This window comes from Streptomyces sp. NPDC102490, from assembly GCF_044765285.1.
Taxonomy (GTDB): domain Bacteria; phylum Actinomycetota; class Actinomycetes; order Streptomycetales; family Streptomycetaceae; genus Streptomyces.
The window spans coordinates 21,503-40,247 of the sequence record NZ_JBIWJU010000004.1; the positions used below are offsets into that span (position 1 = coordinate 21,503).

Annotated in this window: 14 protein-coding genes and 1 pseudogene; 8 read left to right on the forward strand and 7 right to left on the reverse strand. The window is 68.1% G+C overall.

Going from position 1 to position 18,745, the window contains the following annotated elements; all coding sequences use genetic code 11:
• The first annotated feature begins 107 nt into the window (after positions 1 to 107).
• From ACIRGB_RS09325 to ACIRGB_RS09335, 3 genes are all read left to right on the forward strand, one after another.
• On the forward strand, positions 108 to 917 hold the full coding sequence (locus ACIRGB_RS09325; RefSeq protein ID WP_403860709.1) for a TnsA-like heteromeric transposase endonuclease subunit: 810 nt from the start codon (positions 108 to 110) through the stop codon (positions 915 to 917).
• On the forward strand, positions 914 to 3,013 hold the full coding sequence (locus ACIRGB_RS09330) for a Mu transposase C-terminal domain-containing protein (protein WP_403860712.1): 2,100 nt from the start codon (positions 914 to 916) through the stop codon (positions 3,011 to 3,013). The genes ACIRGB_RS09325 and ACIRGB_RS09330 overlap by 4 nt, the downstream gene beginning before the upstream one ends.
• Positions 3,014 to 3,099: 86 nt before the next feature.
• Positions 3,100 to 4,065: a TniB family NTP-binding protein gene (locus tag ACIRGB_RS09335; RefSeq protein WP_403862082.1), complete on the forward strand. Its 966-nt coding sequence runs from the start codon at positions 3,100 to 3,102 to the stop codon at positions 4,063 to 4,065.
• A 749-nt stretch (positions 4,066 to 4,814) separates the two neighbouring features.
• Here ACIRGB_RS09335 and ACIRGB_RS09340 read toward each other — a convergent pair.
• From ACIRGB_RS09340 to ACIRGB_RS09360, 5 genes are all read right to left on the reverse strand, one after another.
• A complete protein-coding gene (locus ACIRGB_RS09340; protein WP_403860715.1) occupies positions 4,815 to 5,810 on the reverse strand; it encodes a terpene synthase family protein in 996 nt (331 codons plus the stop codon).
• A gap of 266 nt (positions 5,811 to 6,076) precedes the next feature.
• A complete protein-coding gene (locus tag ACIRGB_RS09345; protein ID WP_403860718.1) occupies positions 6,077 to 7,051 on the reverse strand; it encodes a 4-hydroxy-3-methylbut-2-enyl diphosphate reductase in 975 nt (324 codons plus the stop codon).
• Positions 7,048 to 8,082, reverse strand: a complete 1,035-nt coding sequence (locus ACIRGB_RS09350; protein WP_403860721.1) for a polyprenyl synthetase family protein — start codon at positions 8,080 to 8,082, stop codon at positions 7,048 to 7,050. Before ACIRGB_RS09350 ends, ACIRGB_RS09345 begins: the two co-directional genes overlap by 4 nt.
• Positions 8,079 to 9,218, reverse strand: a complete 1,140-nt coding sequence (gene ispG, locus ACIRGB_RS09355) for a flavodoxin-dependent (E)-4-hydroxy-3-methylbut-2-enyl-diphosphate synthase (protein ID WP_403860724.1) — start codon at positions 9,216 to 9,218, stop codon at positions 8,079 to 8,081. Before ispG ends, ACIRGB_RS09350 begins: the two co-directional genes overlap by 4 nt.
• Positions 9,215 to 11,095 (reverse strand): 1-deoxy-D-xylulose-5-phosphate synthase, encoded by a 1,881-nt coding sequence (locus tag ACIRGB_RS09360; protein ID WP_403860727.1) that lies wholly within the window; start codon positions 11,093 to 11,095, stop codon positions 9,215 to 9,217. The genes ispG and ACIRGB_RS09360 overlap by 4 nt, the downstream gene beginning before the upstream one ends.
• Before the next feature lie 865 nt (positions 11,096 to 11,960).
• Between ACIRGB_RS09360 and ACIRGB_RS09365 the strand changes: the two genes are divergently transcribed.
• From ACIRGB_RS09365 to ACIRGB_RS09380, 4 genes are all read left to right on the forward strand, one after another.
• Entirely contained in the window at positions 11,961 to 12,197 is a 237-nt protein-coding gene (locus ACIRGB_RS09365) for a hypothetical protein (RefSeq protein ID WP_389782216.1), read from the forward strand.
• Between the two features lie 67 nt (positions 12,198 to 12,264).
• Positions 12,265 to 13,758 carry an ABC1 kinase family protein gene (locus ACIRGB_RS09370; protein ID WP_403860730.1) on the forward strand — a complete coding sequence of 498 codons (1,494 nt, stop codon included), beginning with the start codon at positions 12,265 to 12,267 and terminating at the stop codon, positions 13,756 to 13,758.
• 164 nt (positions 13,759 to 13,922) lie between these two features.
• Entirely contained in the window at positions 13,923 to 14,093 is a 171-nt protein-coding gene (locus tag ACIRGB_RS09375; protein WP_403860733.1) for a hypothetical protein, read from the forward strand.
• A gap of 1,074 nt (positions 14,094 to 15,167) precedes the next feature.
• Complete coding sequence (locus ACIRGB_RS09380; RefSeq protein WP_403860736.1) at positions 15,168 to 16,346, forward strand: PucR family transcriptional regulator; 1,179 nt, start codon at positions 15,168 to 15,170, stop codon at positions 16,344 to 16,346.
• Positions 16,347 to 16,401: 55 nt separating this feature from the next.
• On the opposite strand, the gene ACIRGB_RS09385 is transcribed toward ACIRGB_RS09380, so the two are convergent.
• Together ACIRGB_RS09385 and ACIRGB_RS09390 are read right to left on the reverse strand one after the other, a co-directional pair.
• Positions 16,402 to 17,238 (reverse strand): acyl-CoA dehydrogenase family protein, encoded by an 837-nt coding sequence (locus tag ACIRGB_RS09385; RefSeq protein WP_403860739.1) that lies wholly within the window; start codon positions 17,236 to 17,238, stop codon positions 16,402 to 16,404.
• A 92-nt stretch (positions 17,239 to 17,330) separates the two neighbouring features.
• Positions 17,331 to 17,612, reverse strand: a pseudogene (locus ACIRGB_RS09390) (acyl-CoA dehydrogenase family protein); the annotation flags it as partial.
• A 289-nt stretch (positions 17,613 to 17,901) separates the two neighbouring features.
• On the opposite strand from ACIRGB_RS09390, the gene ACIRGB_RS09395 reads away from it, so the two are divergent.
• Positions 17,902 to 18,468, forward strand: a complete 567-nt coding sequence (locus ACIRGB_RS09395; protein ID WP_403860744.1) for a flavin reductase family protein — start codon at positions 17,902 to 17,904, stop codon at positions 18,466 to 18,468.
• Positions 18,469 to 18,745: the final 277 nt, after the last annotated feature.

The following is an 18,745-nucleotide window of genomic DNA, read 5'->3' on the forward strand; positions in this document are numbered from 1 at the left end:
AGCGATGCGCCAGAAAGAAGTCGGCTGTTAGCTGATACGGCACTCGTTCGTGGCAGAAACACTGAAAACAGCAGTCCGGGCGCGCGGGAGCGGCTTGGCTGACGCGGGTGACCAGCACAGGAGCGTCCCGGCCCAAGAGCCGGGCAGGGCGGGCCGGCGTGGCCCAGCGTGGCGGGTTCGAGGCGGTGTTCCTCGACCCGGTGGGGCAGGCGGTGCAGCAGCGGTGGGCGGATGCCGCCATGACCGTGGCGTTCGAGGACTTGGCGCCGGTGTCGGCGTTCCCGGTGGTGCCGGGGCGGCGCTGGGGGCCGGGACTGTGGTGGTCGGCGACTACTGGGCGGCACGTGGCTGCGGGGTCGAACGCGATGCGTGTCCAGCTGATGGTCCTGGACCGCGACCCGGACGTGACGGGGCTAGCGGGGCGGCCGGTGCGGCTGCTGTGGCGTGATGCCCGCGGCCAGGTGCGTTCCTGGGTGCCGCAGCTCTTCGCCCGCCGGGCCGACGGCACCGCCCTGCTCGCCGACTGCCCCGGCCACGCGGGCGCCGGCGGCGAACGCGCCATGAAGGCCGCCGAGGCAGTGGCGCAGGCATGCGCGGACATCGGCTGGACCTACCAGCGCATCCCACCGCTCGACGACATCCTGGCCGCCAACCTCAAATGGCTGGCCGGATACCGCCACCCCCGCAACGCCGGCCGCCCGGGGCTGATGGCGGCGGTCGTCGAGGCGTTCACACGGCCGCGGCCGCTGATCGAGGGCACCGAAGCGGCCGGCGACCCGATCGAAGTCCTTCCCTGCGTCTTCCACGCCCTGTGGCACGGCCGGTTGACCGCCGGTCTGAACACGCCGCTGCACGAACGCATCCTCGTCGGCCCGCATGGCTGGAACGCCCCGGGCAAGAAGGGAGGTGCCGGGTGAGCGCGCGGCGCAATGCCCGGCCGGCCGTGAAGGTCGGGGCTCACGTCCGCTTCCGTGACGTGAAGTGGCAGGTGGTCGCTCTTTCGGGACAGGACATCCACCTCCTCGGCCCGGACGGCGGTGGTGAGGTCGTGCTCGCCGGGCACCTGTTCGCCGACCCCGGATTCGCCATCGTCGGGGCCGATGCGCCTCAGGCGGCACCGCAGTGGGGCCTGTTCGAGACCGCCCCCGCCGCGGCGCGTGAAAAGGCGCTGGCCTGGCAGCGGCACGTGCGGGAAGTCGAATGCGGCCTGTCTGGCGGGCCTGGCAGCGAAGGAGTGGTCCGGGAGCAGTACGATCCCCAGCGGCACACGCTGGCCGAGCGGGAGCAGGCCAAGGCGAAGGAGCTGACCGCGCTGGGCTTTGGCCGGGTCTCGCGCACCACGGTGCAGCGCATGCGCCTGGCCTACCGCAAACAAGGCCTGTGGGGGCTGCTCGACCACCGCACCACCCGCGCGTCCAGCCCCACCGGCCGTTCCGACGAGCGGGTCGTCGCCGCCGTCCGCGAAGCGCTGCGCCGCCGCCGCGGCCGCTCCAAGGGCACCATCAACGGCCTGTTCCCGCTCATCAACCAGATCCTTGCCGACCAGCACGGCCCCGGCACGGTGCCCGCGCCGTCCCAGGCCACGCTGTACCGGCTCGTCACCAATCTCGCCCGGCCCGGCGAACTGCCCTCGGGGCCGGTGAGGCAGGTGCCCGCGAGCGTCGACGGGCGGGCCTTCACCCCCGCCACGGCGCTGCGGCCCGGCGAGCAGGTCCAGGTCGACACCACCCGCTTGGACGTCCTCGCCCTCTTCGACGACGGGCGCCTCGCCCGCCCGGAGCTCACCATCGCTGTCGATGTCGCCACCCGTGCCATCCTCGCCGCCGTGCTGTGCCCGAGCGCGACCAAAGCCGTCGACGCCGCCCTGCTGCTCGCGGAAATGGCCGTCCCCCACCCCGCCCGGCCCACCTGGCCGGACATCCTGCGCATGGACCACGCCCCCGCACTCCCCCGCCAGCGGCTGGCCGCACTCGACGGGCGGCTGGCCGGCGCGGCGGCCCGGCCCGTCGCCCTGCCCGAGACGATCGTCGTCGACCGCGGCAAAGTCTTCGTCTCCACCGCGTTCACCGCCGCCTGCGAACACCTCGGCATCAGCGTCCAGCCCGCCCCGCCCCACGCCCCCACCGCCAAAGGCATCGTCGAGCGGACCTTCGGCACCATCAACGCACTGTTCTGCCAGCACCTGCCCGGCTACACCGGCTCCGACGTCACCCGCCGCGGCCCCGACACCGAGAAAGACGCCTGCTACAGCGTCCCCCAACTACAGGACCTGCTCGATGAGTGGCTCGTGCACTACCACCACCGCCCCCACGAAGGCCTGCGCCACCCGATGATGCCGAAGAAGGCCCTCACGCCGAACCAGATGTGGGCCGCGCTCGTCGCTGTCGCCGGACACGTCCCGCTGACCGGCAGCGACTACCTCGAACTGCTGCCCGTGCGCTGGCAGGCCATCACCCCCGCCGGCATCACCATCCACCACCGCACCTACGACCACGATCTCCTCGCCCCCTACCGCGGCCAGGCCTCCCCCGTCGCCGGCCGGGGCGGAAAGTGGGAAATCCACTACAACCCCCACGACGTCCGCCAAATCTGTATTCGCCTCCCCGACGGCGAGTTCACCGAAATCCCGTGGATCCACCGCGATCACGTCCACCAGCCGTTCAACGACCACACCTGGCAGCACATCCGCACCCACGCCCACCACAACAACCACGACGACACCCAGCAACACGAAGCCGACCTGGCCGACGCCCTCGACCAGCTCATGCGCCGCGTCCACAGCGGCCACGCCACCACCACCGAACAAGCCCTCCTCGCCCGCACCACCACGCTGCCGGTTCCCGCCGCACGGCAACCCCGATACGGCACCGGCCCCACCACCGGCGAGCCGGCGCAGCACGGCGAGGATGACAGCATCGACGAGCTCGACGACCTCCCCGAGGACGACACCCGCCCCGCCGCGGCCGCCGGATTCGGGCTCTACGACGCATACGAGGAAGCCGACAAGTGGTGAACAGCCGCCCCCACCCCGCAGCGCACCAACCGTCCAGCGCACCCGCCGACGCAGGCGGAGGCAACACGGCCGAGCCGTCCTGGCCACTGACCACCTGGCAGGGCTGGCACCGCTTCGCCACCACCGACCCGCCCACCCCACCCCACCCCGCAGACCCGCCCCGCAGCACCGACGAACGCCTCGCCTACCACTCCGCGTTCGTCACCATCCGCACCCCCACCATCAGCCAGCTCGCCACCCAGGTCCGCACCCTGATGATCCTCGGCCGCCACCAGCAGACCACCGCACGGCCCTCCCTCATCGTCACCGGCCCCGCCGCAGCCGGGAAAACCACCGCCATGCTCAACGTCGGCCGCGCCTGCCACCTCGCCCACATCCGCAAGAGCCCGCCCCCGCCCGGGTCAGCCCACGGCGCGGCACCCGTGGCGTACGTCCTGGTCCCGCCCGGCGCCACCGCGAAAACCCTCATCACCGAATTCGCCCGCTACCTCGGCATCCCTGTGGCCGCCCGCATGACCCAGACCCAGATCACCGACGCCGTCTGCCACACCTACACCCAAGCCGGCGTCCAACTCGTCCTCATCGACGAAATCCACCGCCTCAACCCCCGCACCACCACCGGCGCCCAAACCGCCGACCTGATCAAAGACCTCACCGAACGCCTCCCCACCACGTTCGTCTACGCCGGCATCAACGTCACCGACACACCCCTGTTCAGCGGGACACGAGGCGCCCAGCTCGCCGGACGGGCCACCCTCGTCGACTGCGGCCCCCTCCCCGCCCGCCACGGCACCCGCCACCCCTTCCGCGACATCACGGACATCGAGAACGCCCTCGACCTCCACCACCACAAACCCGGCACCCTCCCCCGGCACGCCCCCTACCTCCACCAGCGCACCGCAGGCCGCATCGGATCCCTCACCCGACTCATCCGCCAAGCCGCCATCACCGCCATCCACGACGGCACCGAACACATCACCAAAACAACCCTCGACGCGGTACAACTCGACCACCTCGCCGAACAACACAGACGCCCCACCCGCAACCGCTAGCCTCGCCCACCCCGCCCCCACCGACCAGGCAAAACAGCTCTGACCAGCACAAACACCAACCGAGCCATTACACGCTAGAACCACCTACAACCCACCCCACCACGCTCCACACAGAACGCATAACCCCAGCTCAAACACCCGCCAACCCCCACCCAACCGCCCACCCAGCCTCTCAGTTGAACCACAACACCCCAGGCCAGCAGACAGTCCGTACACCAACAAACCCCCCTCCGAGCGTTACCGGTCCGCGAGGGCACCCGGGCGGGTGAGGTCCACTCAGGGCTCGAGGTGTGGTGGCGCGGGTCCTGTCCCGGCCTCAGGGGATCATCACGCAGTGGTTCTCGATGGTCCGGCCACCGCGCGGTACGGTTCAGTGTCGGGCACGGGCTCACCGTCACCGAAACCGCGTTGGAGTTCCTGCAGGACGCCCGATGCCGCGGCGACCTGTGCCGGCCCCTCGACTGGGCCCCGAAGTCCACCACCCCCTCGGCGGCAGCGAAACCGTCATCCCCGACGCCCTCCTCTATGCGCGGGCTCGGCCACAACTGCGAACTGCGCTACGGTCGCTCCTGCCTTGCAGGATCTGGGGAGCTTCAACTCGTGGTTCTTCCACGACGCTGAGGGACGACCTCGGCCACTGGGCCCAGGCGCTGAGGAACCAGCCGGTGTGGACTGCGATCAGTGCACTCAAGCCCGTCGAGATCACGGTCTGCCAGGAGCGGGTATAGCCTCTGAGAAGACCTCAGTGACTACGCTGAAGCCTCGGTGTAGCGGCCGCTCTCGAGATACCAGGCGGCGTGGCGGGTGCAGGTGAGTAGAGCCTGGTACCAGGCGGTGATGGCATCGCGTTCACCATTGGTGAAAAGGCCATCGGCGTGCATGGCGTGAACTTTTTCAACTGCAGTGTGCATCTCCGCCAGCCTTCTGCGCATATGGTCGGTGCTCTTGGCTACGGCTTCCTCGAAGGTGCACCTCTCTACGTGACGGATAATGAGGACAAGGTTGTGGACGTCGCCGCGAGCATGCTCCTTCGGGGCGGAGAAGACGTCGTTGAGCCAGTGGGATACGTCAGAGGAGCCGACCAGGATGGTCCGGTATTCTTCGGTGTCGTAGAAGGACACCGGCAGCCTGATGCATTCGCACTCCTCGACGAAGTCGAAGAGTGGGAGGATTGGCCCGGTGTTCTGTCGTAGTCGCAGGTATTCTTCCACGGTGGGAGTGGTGGAGGTCCTGCGGTTCCTTGCTTCCTGCACAAGCGCGTCGAAATAGTCCCGCAGGTGTCGGGTGAATTGCCGCCACTGCGGGTCGGTGAAGCGCGGCCGGGTGCTGGTCAGTAGGTCGGACAGCGCGTTGACCCTTGGCGCACGCGCGGTGCATGTTTTCGGGTGGTCGAGGCAGGCACGCAGCGGTGAAAGCAGCTTTTCGGCATGGCCGGGGTCGGTGCCTGCATCGCCGTCGTCGAACTGGTCGTCGGTGAGGAAGAAGTAGATGAGCCACTTGGTGAGCAGGATTAGCGTGCCCTCGCCAGCATTCGGGAAGCCGTAGCCGTTGAGACGCCCGGGGCGCAGCGCGATCAGCTGTCGCATCACGCCTTCGTCCTTGATCAGCCCGCGTTGTGAGGCCCATTGGACGGCCTGGCGTTCGGCTGTGTCCTGGTGGGGATTCCCTGCGGTCCTGGAGGTCATGGGCAGTAGGCGAACGATGTGCTCGCCCCATGTGGCTGATGATGGCTCGAGCAAGTCCATTTGTCCTCCTGCTGGACCTAGCGTTGAGAGTGGGGGTGTGACGAACTGCCTGTTCGGGCATGTGCATGAACTGCGCAGATCCAAGGACCCAGGACGGTGGTCGGTGGCTCAGCGGATCGGGCTGCCCAATTCGGGGCGGCACGTGGTGATTCTGCTTAGGAAGCGGTTAAGCATCGATCGCGTGTGAATATTTGCCCTGGCGCCGCTCCGTTTCGGTGTGCGTCGGAAAGTATTCTGTTCTCTGCGACTTCATGGGCCACCAGAGGTTAGCGCCGTTTGCGACGGAGTTCGCGCGGGAGGGCGAAGGTGATGGATTCGTCGGCGGTCGTTACGGTCTCGACGTCGTTGTAGCCGCGTTCGGCGAGCCATTGCAGGACATCGTCGACCAGGACATCGGGAGCGGAGGCGCCGGAGGTCAGGCCGACGGTGGTGACGCCTTCCAGCCAGGATTCGTCGATTTCATGGGCGAAGTCAACTAGATGGGCAGCAGGTGTGCCGGCGGTGCGGGCAACTTCGACCATGCGGACGGAGTTGGAGGAGTTCTTGGAGCCAACGACGATGACGAGTTCGGCGTCCTCGGCGAGTTTTTTCACGGCGGTTTGGCGGTTCTGGGTGGCGTAGCAGATGTCGTCGCTGGGTGGGGAGGTCAGGTTCGGAAATCGGGTTTTGAGGGCGTCGACGGTTTCCATGGTTTCGTCGACGGAGAGGGTGGTCTGGGAGAGCCAGACGACTTTGGATTCGTCGCGTACGCGGAGGTGGGCGACGTCGCCGGGGCCGTCGACGAGGATGATGTGGTCGGGAGCTTCGCCGGTGGTGCCGATGACTTCTTCGTGGCCTTCGTGGCCGATCAGGAGGATGTCGTAGTCCTGTTCTGCGTAGCGGACGGCTTCGCGGTGGACTTTGGTGACCAGTGGGCAGGTTGCGTCGATCGTCGTGAGGCGGCGTTCGGCGGCTTCGGTGTGGACGGTGGGGGCGACGCCGTGTGCGGAGAACAGGACGATGGCGCCTTCGGGCACTTCGTCGGTCTGTTTGACGAAGACGGCGCCCTTCTTCTGCAGGCTCTGTACGACGTACTTGTTGTGGACGATCTCGTGGCGGACGTAGATGGGCGGCCCGTACTGTTCCAGGGCCTTTTCGACGGCGAGGACGGCGCGGTCCACCCCCGCGCACCAGCCGCGGGGTGAAGCGAGCAGGACGCGGCCGGGGCGTGGGTGTGAGCCGGAGGGGAGTGTATTGGTCATGTGGTCCTCGCTGTTGCGGTGAAGGCCATGGAACGCAGTGCGTGTGCGATGTGGGCGGGGAGGGCGCCGGTGTCCAGCGCGCTCAGCGCCTTCTGGCGGCGCCGGATGATCATTTCCTCTACGGTCGCCCGAGCGCCGGTGTCGTCCAGGACGCTGCGGACCTGGCGGGCGCCGTCGTCGGTGAGGTGCGGGTCGCCGACGTGGTCGCGCAGGACGCGGCGCTGGGCTCGGTCGGCGCTGCGCAGGGCGAGAGCCATCAGGACGGTGGCTTTCCCTTCCCTGAGGTCGTCCAGGGCTGGCTTTCCCGTGTCGTCGGGGTTGCCGAAGACGCCCAGGAGATCGTCGCGCAACTGGAAGGCTTCACCCATGGGCAGGCCGTATGCGCTGAGCGTGCCGCGCAGGGCGTCATCGGCGCCGGCGAGTGCCGCTCCGAGTAGTAGGGGTCCTTCGATGGTGTACTTCGCGGTTTTGTAGCGCGTGATCGTCAGGGCCGGGCCGGGGTCGGCGGTGGGTTGTCGGGCGTGGGACATGTCGAGGTACTGCCCGTAGATGGTGTCGGCGCGCAGGTGGTCGGCGACGGGCAGGACCGCGGTGAGCTGGGTGGGGCTGAGACGTGCGCTGTGCAGGAGCTGGTCGGCGAAGACGAGGGCGAGGTCGCCGATGAGGATGGCGGCCTCGGTGCCGGCCTGGCGGTGGACGGTGGGGCGGCCGCGGCGGGTGTCGGAGGCGTCGATGATGTCGTCGTGGATGAGGGCGAAGGCGTGGAACATTTCCAGGGACGCCGCGGCTTTGAGGACCGGGTCGGGAGTTCCGGTGCCGCCGGCGGCCTGCCAGCCGGCCACGCACAGTGTGGGGCGCACGCGTTTGCCGCCGGAGCCGAGGAAGTCGCTCAGTGCTTGCGCTGCCTGCCGCGGCAGGCCCCGGCGGTGGGCGCTGCGGCACTGGGTGGCCAGGAAGTCGTCGAGAGTGGCGTCCACCGCGCGGCGCACCGCGTCCTGGTCGAAGGATGCGGCTGCGGCCGGAGCGTTCATGTCTGCGCCTCCCTGTCTGCGTCGGTGGGGGTGAGTTGTTCGCCCAGGCGTACGGCTTCCTCGACGAGAGCCTCGACGATCTTCGATTCGGGGACTGTCCTGACGACCTCGCCCTTGACGAAGATCTGACCCTTGCCGTTGCCGGAGGCGACGCCGAGGTCGGCTTCGCGGGATTCGCCGGGGCCGTTGACGACGCAGCCCATGACCGCGACACGCAGCGGGTAGGGGAAGCCGTCCAAGGCGGCGGTGACGCGTTCGGTCAGGGCGTAGACATCGACCTGGGCACGGCCGCAGGAGGGACAGGAGACGATTTCCAGCTGGCGGGCGCGCAATCCGAGGGACTGCAGAATCTGCAGGCCGGCTTTGACCTCTTCGATGGGGGGTGCGGTGAGAGAGACGCGGATCGTGTCGCCGATGCCTTCAGCCAGCAGGATGGCGAAAGCGGTCGCCGATTTGATGGTGCCCTGGGGTGGCGGGCCGGCTTCGGTGACACCCAGGTGCAGGGGGTAGTCGCAGGCGGCGGCAAGGTGCCGGTAGGCGGCGACCATCGTCATCGGGTCATGGTGTTTGACGGAGATCTTCAGGTCGGTGAAGCCGTGCTCCTCGAACAGGGAGCACTCCCACAGTGCGGACTCCGCCAGCGCCTCGGGGGTGGCTTTCCCGTACTTGGCCAGCAGCCGCCGGTCCAGGCTGCCGGCGTTGACGCCGATGCGGATCGGCGCCCCGGCCGCGGTGGCGGCCTTCGCAATCTCCTTGACCTTGTCGTCGAACGCCTTGATGTTGCCCGGGTTGACGCGCACCGCGGCGCAGCCGGCGTCCAGGGCGGCGAAGACGTAACGGGGCTGGAAGTGGATGTCGGCGATGACGGGGATCTTCGATTTCGCGGCGATCGCGGGCAGGGCGTCGGCGTCGTCCTGGGAGGGCACCGCGACGCGTACGATCTCGCAGCCCGCGGCGGTCAGTTCGGCGATCTGCTGCAAGGTCGCGTCCACGTTCGCGGTGGGGGTGGTGGTCATGGACTGCACGGAGACCGGTGCGCCGCCGCCTACTGGGACATCGGCGACGTGGATTTGCCGACAGGGGCGGCGCACCGGCGTTGCGGGGGTGGTGGGCACAGGAAGGTCGACGGCGGTCATCGCGGGCTCCCGTCGGTGGGGGTGATGTGGACGTGAGTTTTTCCGGCGCGGGCGCGCAGCACCGTGTAGACGATCTGCCCGGCCGATAGGCCCGCATCGGCCAGCAGTTGTTCGCGGGGACCGTGAGGGAGGAAGGCGCGCGGCAGTCCCAGCGTGCGAATGGGGGTGGCGATGGCGTTGTCAGACAGGTGCTGTGCGAGGGTGCTGCCGAGTCCGCCGGTGCGGGAGTTGTCCTCCACCGTGACCACCAGCCGGTGCCGGTCGGCCAGTTCGAGCAGTTCCGGTGCGGCGGGGGTGGCCCAACGCGGGTCAGCGACGCTGACTCCGATGCCTTGCTCGGTCAGCTGGGCGGCCGCCTGCAGGCACATGGACGCGAGGGGCCCGTAGGAGACAAGGAGCACGTCGCGGATCCCGGATTCCGACAGGATGTCCACGCTCCCTGCGCGGCGTACGGCATGCAGGCCGGGGCCGGCTGTCCCTTTGGGAAAGCGGACGGCGGTGGGACCCGCCTCGTGGTCTGTGGCTTCGCGCAGCAGCGACCGTAGTTGACCGCCGTCACGGGGGACGGCGATGCGCAGTCCCGGCACCATGCCGAGCAGGGAGGTGTCCCACATGCCGTGGTGCGAGGGGCCATCAGGGCCGGTGATACCGGCCCGGTCCAGAACGAACGTAACGGGCAGCCGGTGCAGAGCCACGTCCATGAGGACCTGGTCCGCAGCCCGAGTGAGGAAGGTGGAGTAAAGGGCGACGATGGGATGGAAGCCGCCCATGGCCAGGCCGGCCGCGGAGGTGACGGCATGCTGCTCGGCGATCCCGACGTCGAAGACCCGCCCGGGATACTTGACCGCCATCGGATACAAGCCGGTGGGGCGCAGCATCGAGGCCGTCACCGCCACGAGATCCTCGCGTTCATCAGCCAACTCCAGCAGCGCCTGGCCGAAGACACTGGTCCACGATGCGGCGGGCGGGCCCGCGGTGGGGGCGGGTTTTCCGGTAACGGCGTCGACAGTGCCGACTGCGTGCAGGCAGTCCGCCTCATCGCCCTCGGCCGGTCCGAACCCCCAGCCCTTGACGGTCACCGCGTGGACGAGCACCGGACGACGCAGGGCACGCGCCTGTTCCAGCACGTTTTGCAGGGCGCCAGTCTCGTGGCCGTCCACGGGGCCCAGGTAGGTGAAGCCGAGCCGGGTGAACAGATCCGAGGCTGTCCGACCGTCCGCAATGTGTGTGTGGTCGCCGGGATGCTTGAGGGTATGCAGGTGGTGGGCGAGGGCTCCGGTGGTGGGCGCGTAGGAGCGGCCGTTGTCGTTGAGGACGATGACCACCGGGCGCCGACCGGCGCCGATGTTGTTCAGTGCTTCCCAGGCCATGCCGCCCGTCATGGCTCCGTCACCGATGACGGCGACCACCGACCGGCCCTGGCGGCCGCGCAGCTCGTTGGCCTTGGCCAGGCCATCGGCGTAGGAGAGTGACGTGGACGCGTGCGAGTTCTCGCACCAGTCGTGCATCGACTCGGCGCGCGAGGGATAGCCAGACAGGCCTCCAGCCTGTCGCAGCCGGTCGAAGTCTGCTGCGCGGCCGGTCAGGATCTTGTGGACGTAGGCCTGATGGCCGGTGTCGAAGAGGATGGCGTCGCCCGGTGAGTCGAAGACACGGTGCAGGGCGATGGTCAGTTCCACCACACCCAGGTTGGGTCCCAGGTGTCCGCCCGAGGCACAGACCTTTTCGATCAAAAACGTGCGGATGTCCTGGGCCAGGGCGGCGAGTCGTCCGGTCGGCACGGCACGTACATCGTGCGGACCGCCGATCGTGGTCAGATGGGTGCCCTGAAGTCCGGTGGGCTGCTCGTCGGCGGACGCCTCGGAGAGCTCGGTCATGATGCCTCCAGTGTCCCGTTCGCAACGGTGCCGGTTGCGATATGCGTGTGTATTCGGTCCGGGCCTCAAGGCAGGCCACTGCACGTACAGGGCACGGACCGTCCCGGGTGAATGTCGTGGGAGGGCAGTGCGATGCGGGACATCAGCGTCCTTCCGCTGCAGACAGGGACATCAGAAGCCACAAGGGCTGCTGTGGCTGCAGGCCCGTTTTAGGGGGTGAGGCTTTTTCAGGTGCCCGCATTCGGAGCGTCTTAGCATCCCGAATGCGGGCGCACGGGATCGCTGGGCGCTGCCGGCCATGGTCCGTGCGCCCTGTGCTGACGCTATTCCACGCTGGCGGGCGGCCCAGTAGAGAAATCGCGCATCAGTAGCCTCACCTGAAGCGGATCAGCTGCGACAGCACACGTTTCGTACAACTGGTGAAGCAGCACTCGCAGAGCATGCCGACCCTGCCCGTTCATTTACCATAACCGCAGCTAGAATCGTTTCTTCTTTCTGGCGCCCCTGTTTCTCGGGATGGATTCTCCCGGACAGTACTGTGGGAGCCCAACTTCAGCATCCCGCATCATCGGCGGCCTCCGCTCCGGTGGTACTGCAGGTCCCGCGCGCTCCCCCCTGCATGCTGCGCACTCTCCTGCCGCTGGGGTTGATTTCACGACCAGGCGTGCCGAATGGTTGAAAACGAACGATCTGGCGACCAAACAGCGGACCCTCGGGGACCAGGGACGGCCGCAGGTTGCCTTTATCACCGTCCGCCGCAGACTCCCGAGGGTTGCCTCCATTGCGTACTGGCGCGGAGCCGGCGATTGCACTCGTCCACCGGTCTGTACCGGAGATCGCACCGCCCATAGATGGGAACCCCTGCATGTCCAAACGACGGAAAAGCCTTATCGACGACGTCCTGGATCGGGCCAGCGACGTGGGCCGGGACTCGCGTGACATGACACGCCGCGCGCTCACCGGCAAGAAGAGGAAGAAGGGGAAGAAGAGCACCCGCAAGCTGGTCAAGCGCCAAAACCGCGCGATCGAAGCGCTCGTGATGCAGCTCGACCAGTACCTCAAGCACGACCGTGCCAAGGAGAGGAGCCACAGCGCCGACTGAGACCGCGCATCAGGACTGTTCCACCTCTCGGTAGGCCGGCTTCGGGCGGCGAGGAAGGCGGGCCCAGGTGGTTGAACGCCGCGGGCGGCACACGGCTCTTGTACTGGCCCGGCTCGGAATGAAGGAAGCGTACCGGGCCACCGGCCACCGCGGTTCTCGGGAAGGTGGCACGGCACAGGCAACCTCGGAACAGCAGCGGGCCCGGGCGATCCGGGAAGCCCTGGAGCAACTGGGCCCTCTGTACGTGAAGATCGGCCAGATCCTCTCGACCAGGCCGGACCTCGTACCGGACTACGTGCGTGAGGAACTAGCCCTGCTGACCGATCAGGCTACCGTGCGGCCGTTCGCCACGTTCGTGCCGGCACTGGAAAGCGAACTTGGAGCCGACTGGCGCACGTCGTTCAGTTCGTTCGAGATCGATCGGCCGCTGGGAGCCGCATCCCTCGCGCAGGTCTACCGTGCCACCCGGCGGGACGGCACCCCTTGCGTGGTGAAGATCCAGCGACCGGGCTCCCACGGGACCGTGCTGGGCGACATGACGGTCTTGCAACGCGCCAGCCGCGTGATCGCCAAGGTGGCTCCGCATTTCAACGAGGTCATCGACACCGGAGCGATGCTCGACGTCATCTTCCGCGCCATGGGAGATGAACTGGACTTCACCCGGGAGGCCGCCAACATGAAGGACGCCCGGAAGGCCGCGAAAGAGTTCAAAACGATCAAGGTGCCGAAAGCCCTCATCGCCACGCCTCAAGTCCTCGTCCAGACCCTTGCCGACGGACAGGCCGCACACCGGCTCAAAGAAGACGAACTGAGCCGCAAACGGCGCAAGAAGATAGCCAAAGAATTCGTCGCCTACATGTTCAAAGGCTTCTTCACCGAGCGCACCTTCCACGCCGACCCCCACCCGGGCAACGTGCTGGTCAGCTCAGACGGCAAAGCCCACGTCATCGACTGGGGCATGGTCGGCCGCATCGACCGCAGCATGAGCGCCGGAATGCTCGGCACGATGATCGGCATGGCCTACAACGACGGGCCTGCGCTCGCCCAGTCCTGGATCCAGATGGGCTCGACCACCCCCTGGAGCGACATCGGCGGCTTCACCGCCGACATTGCCCGCTTCGTACCCCACGTCACCAACGCTTCCCTGGCCGAACTGAACTTCGGCGTCGCCCTCACCACTGTTCTTGCCTTTTCCGCCCACCGAGGCATCCAGACCACCCCCAACGTCTCCATCGTGGGCAAAGCCGTCGCCAACATGGAAGGCACCGTCCGCCACATCCACCCCGGCCTCAAACTCTCCGACAGCATCCGCGACGCCCTGCAGAACATCCTCCTCGACATGGCCCGCGACCTTGCCTCCCCCGAGCAACTGGCGCAGCACGGCCTCCACGCCTTGCGCGCCCTCACCGAGGGGCCCGGCCAGACCACACGCCTGCTCGACGACCTCGCCGGCCGCCAGCTCACCCTGCACAACCACACCCGCTTCCACGACACCCGCTTCAGCAAGACAGCCTTCGGACTCGCGCTGCTGGCCCTCCACCACCGTCGCCGGCTCGGCTGACCCGCACCGCCACCCCACTGCGACCACCTTGCCCTGGGAAGCCATCAGCACCACCACCTGCGCTGTCGCTGAAACTGCCCTACCGGTCACCTTCCCAGCACAGAACCCGGTGACCCCACGCCTACTGGCATCCAACTCATCGCCAGCAGAAGGGAGAAAGGTTCATGCTGAGCCGCCCCCGCAGCCTTCTGTTCTGGCTCGTACTGATCATCCTGCTGTACATCATCACCACCGCCCCGACCGAACTCGCCGACGCCATCGTGAGCATCTGGCGCGCCACCAAGCACTTCTTCGACTCCCTGGACATCCTCATCGACTCCCTCGAATCGTCCTGACCAGCCCCGTACCCACAACTCCAATAACAGGGGCCTGCCATGCACACCCTCGTCAGGCTGCCGCGACTTCTGCTGGTCGCCGCCCTCGCCGCCGCCGGATGCGGGCTGACCCCCTCAGCCCCCCAACCTCCGCTCGCCCCGCAGCCCCAGCCGCCCGTGCACATCGACATCCACCCGCCCCCCTCGGCCGCGCCGACCTCACACGCAACACGCAGTACCGCTCACAAGCCCGCAGTCCAACACACCACTGGGACACACCCGGCTCTCCCCAACAGCACACCGCCGACGCCCAGCCCGTCCCCCAGCGCCTCCACCCAGGCACCCTGCCCGCCGGCGACAGCCCCAGGGTCCATGCCCTCGACGCCATCGCCCTCAACCTCGCCGAGCAACAGCGCAAACAGTCTTCCGCTACCCGCCCCATCCCAGCGGACCTGACTACTGCGGACGACCTAGTGCGCCGATGTGGCAGGTCACTGTGGTGCTGTGCTGCGCTGCCGATGGGGCTCTGCTCGGCACTACCGAACTGGAAACCGTTCCTCACCATGTCGGACGCCTCCGCCCACTCGCCACTGGGTAGCAGGTCACCGTCTCGTTCGACGCCACTGTGTGGGCCTGACTCGCGCCTCCCTGCCGCAGACCAACCACAAGGTCGACAGCGGTGCCGCACCCTGCTCGGCTAGCGCCTCTTCTGCTGCTCCAGCCGCCTCAATACTTCCGCTCTCTTGCAGGGCACCTTGGCATTCCTGAGTGTTTCCCGGCCGAACCGAATCCGGCACGGTCGGTCCCGCATCGGCCAGCCATGACTCCCCACGAGCAGGAACGCACGGCGCGAGGCTCAATGGCCCGGGCGATGACCCGGTACGCGCCGCCGTTCCGCGGCAACCGGCGCTGAACCGCAGCAAAGACTGCTCCTACCACGACGGCACGGACGGTGTAATGACGGCTCACCACCCTCCCGGCTGCTCCGACTGGATCTACCGGCTCGCTCCCCGGCCCGGTACACAGGCACCACACACGCCCGCCAGCTCGGCAAGGAGCATTGCCGAGGCAGCCGGCCGACTGGACTCCGGCCCGGTGGCCTGGGCGGTCCAGGCTGGTGCCGACCTGGCCTGCCTCATCATCGGGGAGGTCCCCGAACTCGGCGGCGGCAGAAAACCCTTCGAGACCCTGCGCATAGCCACGGAAGCTGCGATTCTGCACGCGCTGCTGCTGCTCGCCGACCCCTCGGTCGACCAGCCCGTACCCGAGGACTCTCTGCTGGGCGACCGCGAGTTCGCCCGGCGCCGCATCTCCCTGGACAAGGTGCTGCGCGGCTGCCGGATCGCCCACGCGGCCTTGATACGGGCACTGATGGCCGCGTGCCAGGATCTCGTCCGGCGGGAGGAACTGGCGGGACAGTTTCTTCGCATCACCGAAACGCTCTTTGGCTACATGGACGTGTTCTCCTCTTACATGACCGCGGCGTACCTCGTCGAGCACGACAGCTGGATCGCCAGCGATGCTGCGGCCCGCGAGGAGACCGTCCGCCGCATCCTTGACGGCCAACCGGTGGAACAGGAGCGCGCCGGCCAGGTGCTGAACCACCCATTGGACGGACTACAGCTCGCAGTCATCGTCTGGTGCGACACTGCCCGGGCCGAGGCCATGGAGGCGGCCGCCTCCGAGCTGATCCGCCGCCACGACTGCTCCTCCACTCTGGTGGTGCCCATCGGAGAAACCAGCGTGTGGGCATGGGGCAGGCTTCGCGGTGCACCACCAGCTTCCCGGGTACCAGAGCCAACCTTCCCCGCTGATGTGCGCTTTGCCTGCGGCTCCGTACGCGAGGGTCTGTCCGGCTTCCGCCAGTCGCACGAGGACGCTCAGCACGCCGCGCGTGTCGGGCAGCTCAACCCACACGGCACCGGCCGGCTTGTCGACCACCGGGACGTCGCGCTGACGGCCCTGCTCTCCACCGACCTGCCCGCGCTGCGCCGCTTCGTGAGCGACGAACTCGGCGCACTGGCGACGGACAGCCCGTGGACGGAACAGCTGCGGGAAACCGTGCGCCTGTACCTGCGCAGCGAGCGCAGTCTGATGACTGTCGCGGCACAACTGCACATAGCACGCAACACCGTCACCTATCGCGTCAAGCGGGCGAGAGAATTGCTCGGCCACGATCTGGCTGCTCGGCTGCCAGAGACGATGACAGCGCTGGAGGCGGCGCGGGTTCTGGGTTCCGCCGTGCTCCGGCGGGGGGAGCGGGTAACTGCATGACCATGACGGTGGGTCCCGCCGTGTCATGAGGAGTCGGATCATGTGGTTGAGCGAGTCAGATGAAAGGGGTGACCTGCTCCTCGATGCCGAGCAGGGCCCGCCCGTACAGTTCGCCAGCGATGGCCTGATTGACGATAGCGTGCCGACTGGCCGTCTCCTGGTCCCGCCAGATCCGCTGCAAGGGATTGGCTTCGGCGAAGCTGCCCGCGCCTTGGATGCTCAGGAGCAGGTCGAGTGCTTCCCGGGAGCGCCGGGCGACGTAACCGGTGTCCATCCGCACCCGCGCCCGCGTCTCGAACGGCATGTTCTCTCCGGCCGCGGCCCAGGTGTCGATGTCGTCGGCGGCCCGCAGCAGATGCAACTTGGCGGTGTCGATCAGCTGAGCCGCCTCCGCGAGCTGGATATGCGTGGAAGGCGCCTCACTCGCCCGCTCGTAGAACGTGTACGAGATGCCTTTGTCCTTGGCGAGTGAGTCGGTGACGGCGTCCATCCCGGCCTGCGCCAGACCCACCTGCGGGCCGGCCAGCGCCAGCGAGCTCACTGGAACCAGGGCGGACCGGTACAGTGCCTCACCTTTGCGCTCGGTGGGGTAGACGCCCTGCAAACCCTGGGTTATCGAGAGGATGCGGTGCGCGGGCACGAAGACCTTGTCGGCGACCAGGGTGTTGCTGCCCGTGCCCCGCATGCCGACCACGTACCAGGTGTCCTCGATCCTCAGCTTTTTCATCGGGACGAGAGCGACTCCCTGGTCGGTCTGCTGCCCCGAGGCGTCCACGACGGGAATGGCGAGCGCCGCCCACTGGGAATGCAGGCTGCCGGAGGCGAAGCCCCAGCGTCCGCTGACGACCAGCCCGCCGTCGACCGCCCGGCTGGTGGCGCTGGGTGCCAGCACCGAGCACACACGCGCGCGTCGGGATCCTCGCCCCACACCTCCTGCTGGGCCTGCTCAGGGTATAGGGCGGCCATCCAGTTGGCGCCGTTGATGAGCATCGCCACCCAGGCGGTGGAACCGCAGCCGCGCGCCAATTCGCAGGTGACCTCCATGAAGGTACGGAAATCCGTCTCATGACCGCCGAAGCGCCGCGGCACGGTCAGCCGGAACAGCCCGGCCCCGGACAGAGCCGCGATGTTCTCCTCGGCCACCCTGCGGTCGGCCTCCGTGCGGCCGGCGTTCTCTTTCAGCAGGGGGACCAATGCCCTCGCGCTCTCCTTCAAAGCCGTGGCCGGGGCAGCGGTCGTCTGGGGGGCGGTTGCGGTCGTGGTCATGGGATTTTCCCGGGCTTCGCGGCTCACGTGAGGCACCTCCGTGGCAGGGTGACGCTTCCGTGATTCCACGTCATCTTCGCGTCGCTGTCCTGTGTCCGGAGCCGCAAGGTTCCGTCCCGTCGCTTGGGCTGGCGGACCAGTTCAGGTGCTGGTTGGGCTGGGCGCTCAACACCGCCCGGCCCGACATGTCCGTCGGGCCCAATGCCAGGCCGAGACAATCGCGGATTCACTGGAATGGCACCCGCGTCGACGACGCACACAGTTCGGCTCCCGCCCCTTGGAGGTCGCTATGTCCGCACCCGGGCCCGCCCCCATGGACCAGCCCGTAACGGCGGCCGACCCGGAGGCGTTCACGCGCGTACTCGGCCGTGTGCCGACCTCGGTGTGCGTGGTGACTGCCACGACACCGCAGGGCCCGGTAGGCGTCACCGTGGGCAGCTTCACCTCCGTCTCTCTCGAGCCGCCCCTCGTGGTCTTCTACGGCGGCCGGGACTCGGCCAGTTCCCAGGCGATCATCGAGTCGGGGCACTTCTGTGTGAATGTGCTGGCCGAGGACCAGCAGCAGGTCTGCGAGGCCTTCGCCAGCCGTACGGCGGACCGGTTCGCCACCGGCGAATGGGAACTGGCGGCCGCCACCGCGCCGCGTCTCGCAGGCGCGACGGCTTGGATCGAGTGTGACGTCGAGAGCAGCTTTCCCACAGGTGATCACGTAGCCGTCATGGGGCGGGTCCAGCGCCTAGCCGCAGCCGGCGAACGCCTCAAGCCTCTGCTCTTCCACCGGGGCCGTACGGTTCGCTTGGACCGCGCCTGCGGCGTGCACGTGCCCACCCACCCCTTCGACTGGTGGGGCATCTGAGAGGTGTAGCGGAGCGTGCCCGCGCTGTCGTAGCGGCCGAGCAGCAGGGTGCGGGGCGCGGCGGGCGGGCCGGTGACCCCACCGACGACGGCCTCGGTGGTGGTGCGGACCTTGTACTTGCCCCATGCTCTGGTCCCGGGGCGGTACGGCTCCGCCAGCCTCTTGAAGCACAGGCCCTCCAGGCCGGCGGATGTCCAGGTGAGCCAGACCCACGCAGCAGTCGGGTCGGTGATCGACGGACAGAGCGTGAACGGCGCGGTCAACGGCGTGTCCGCCA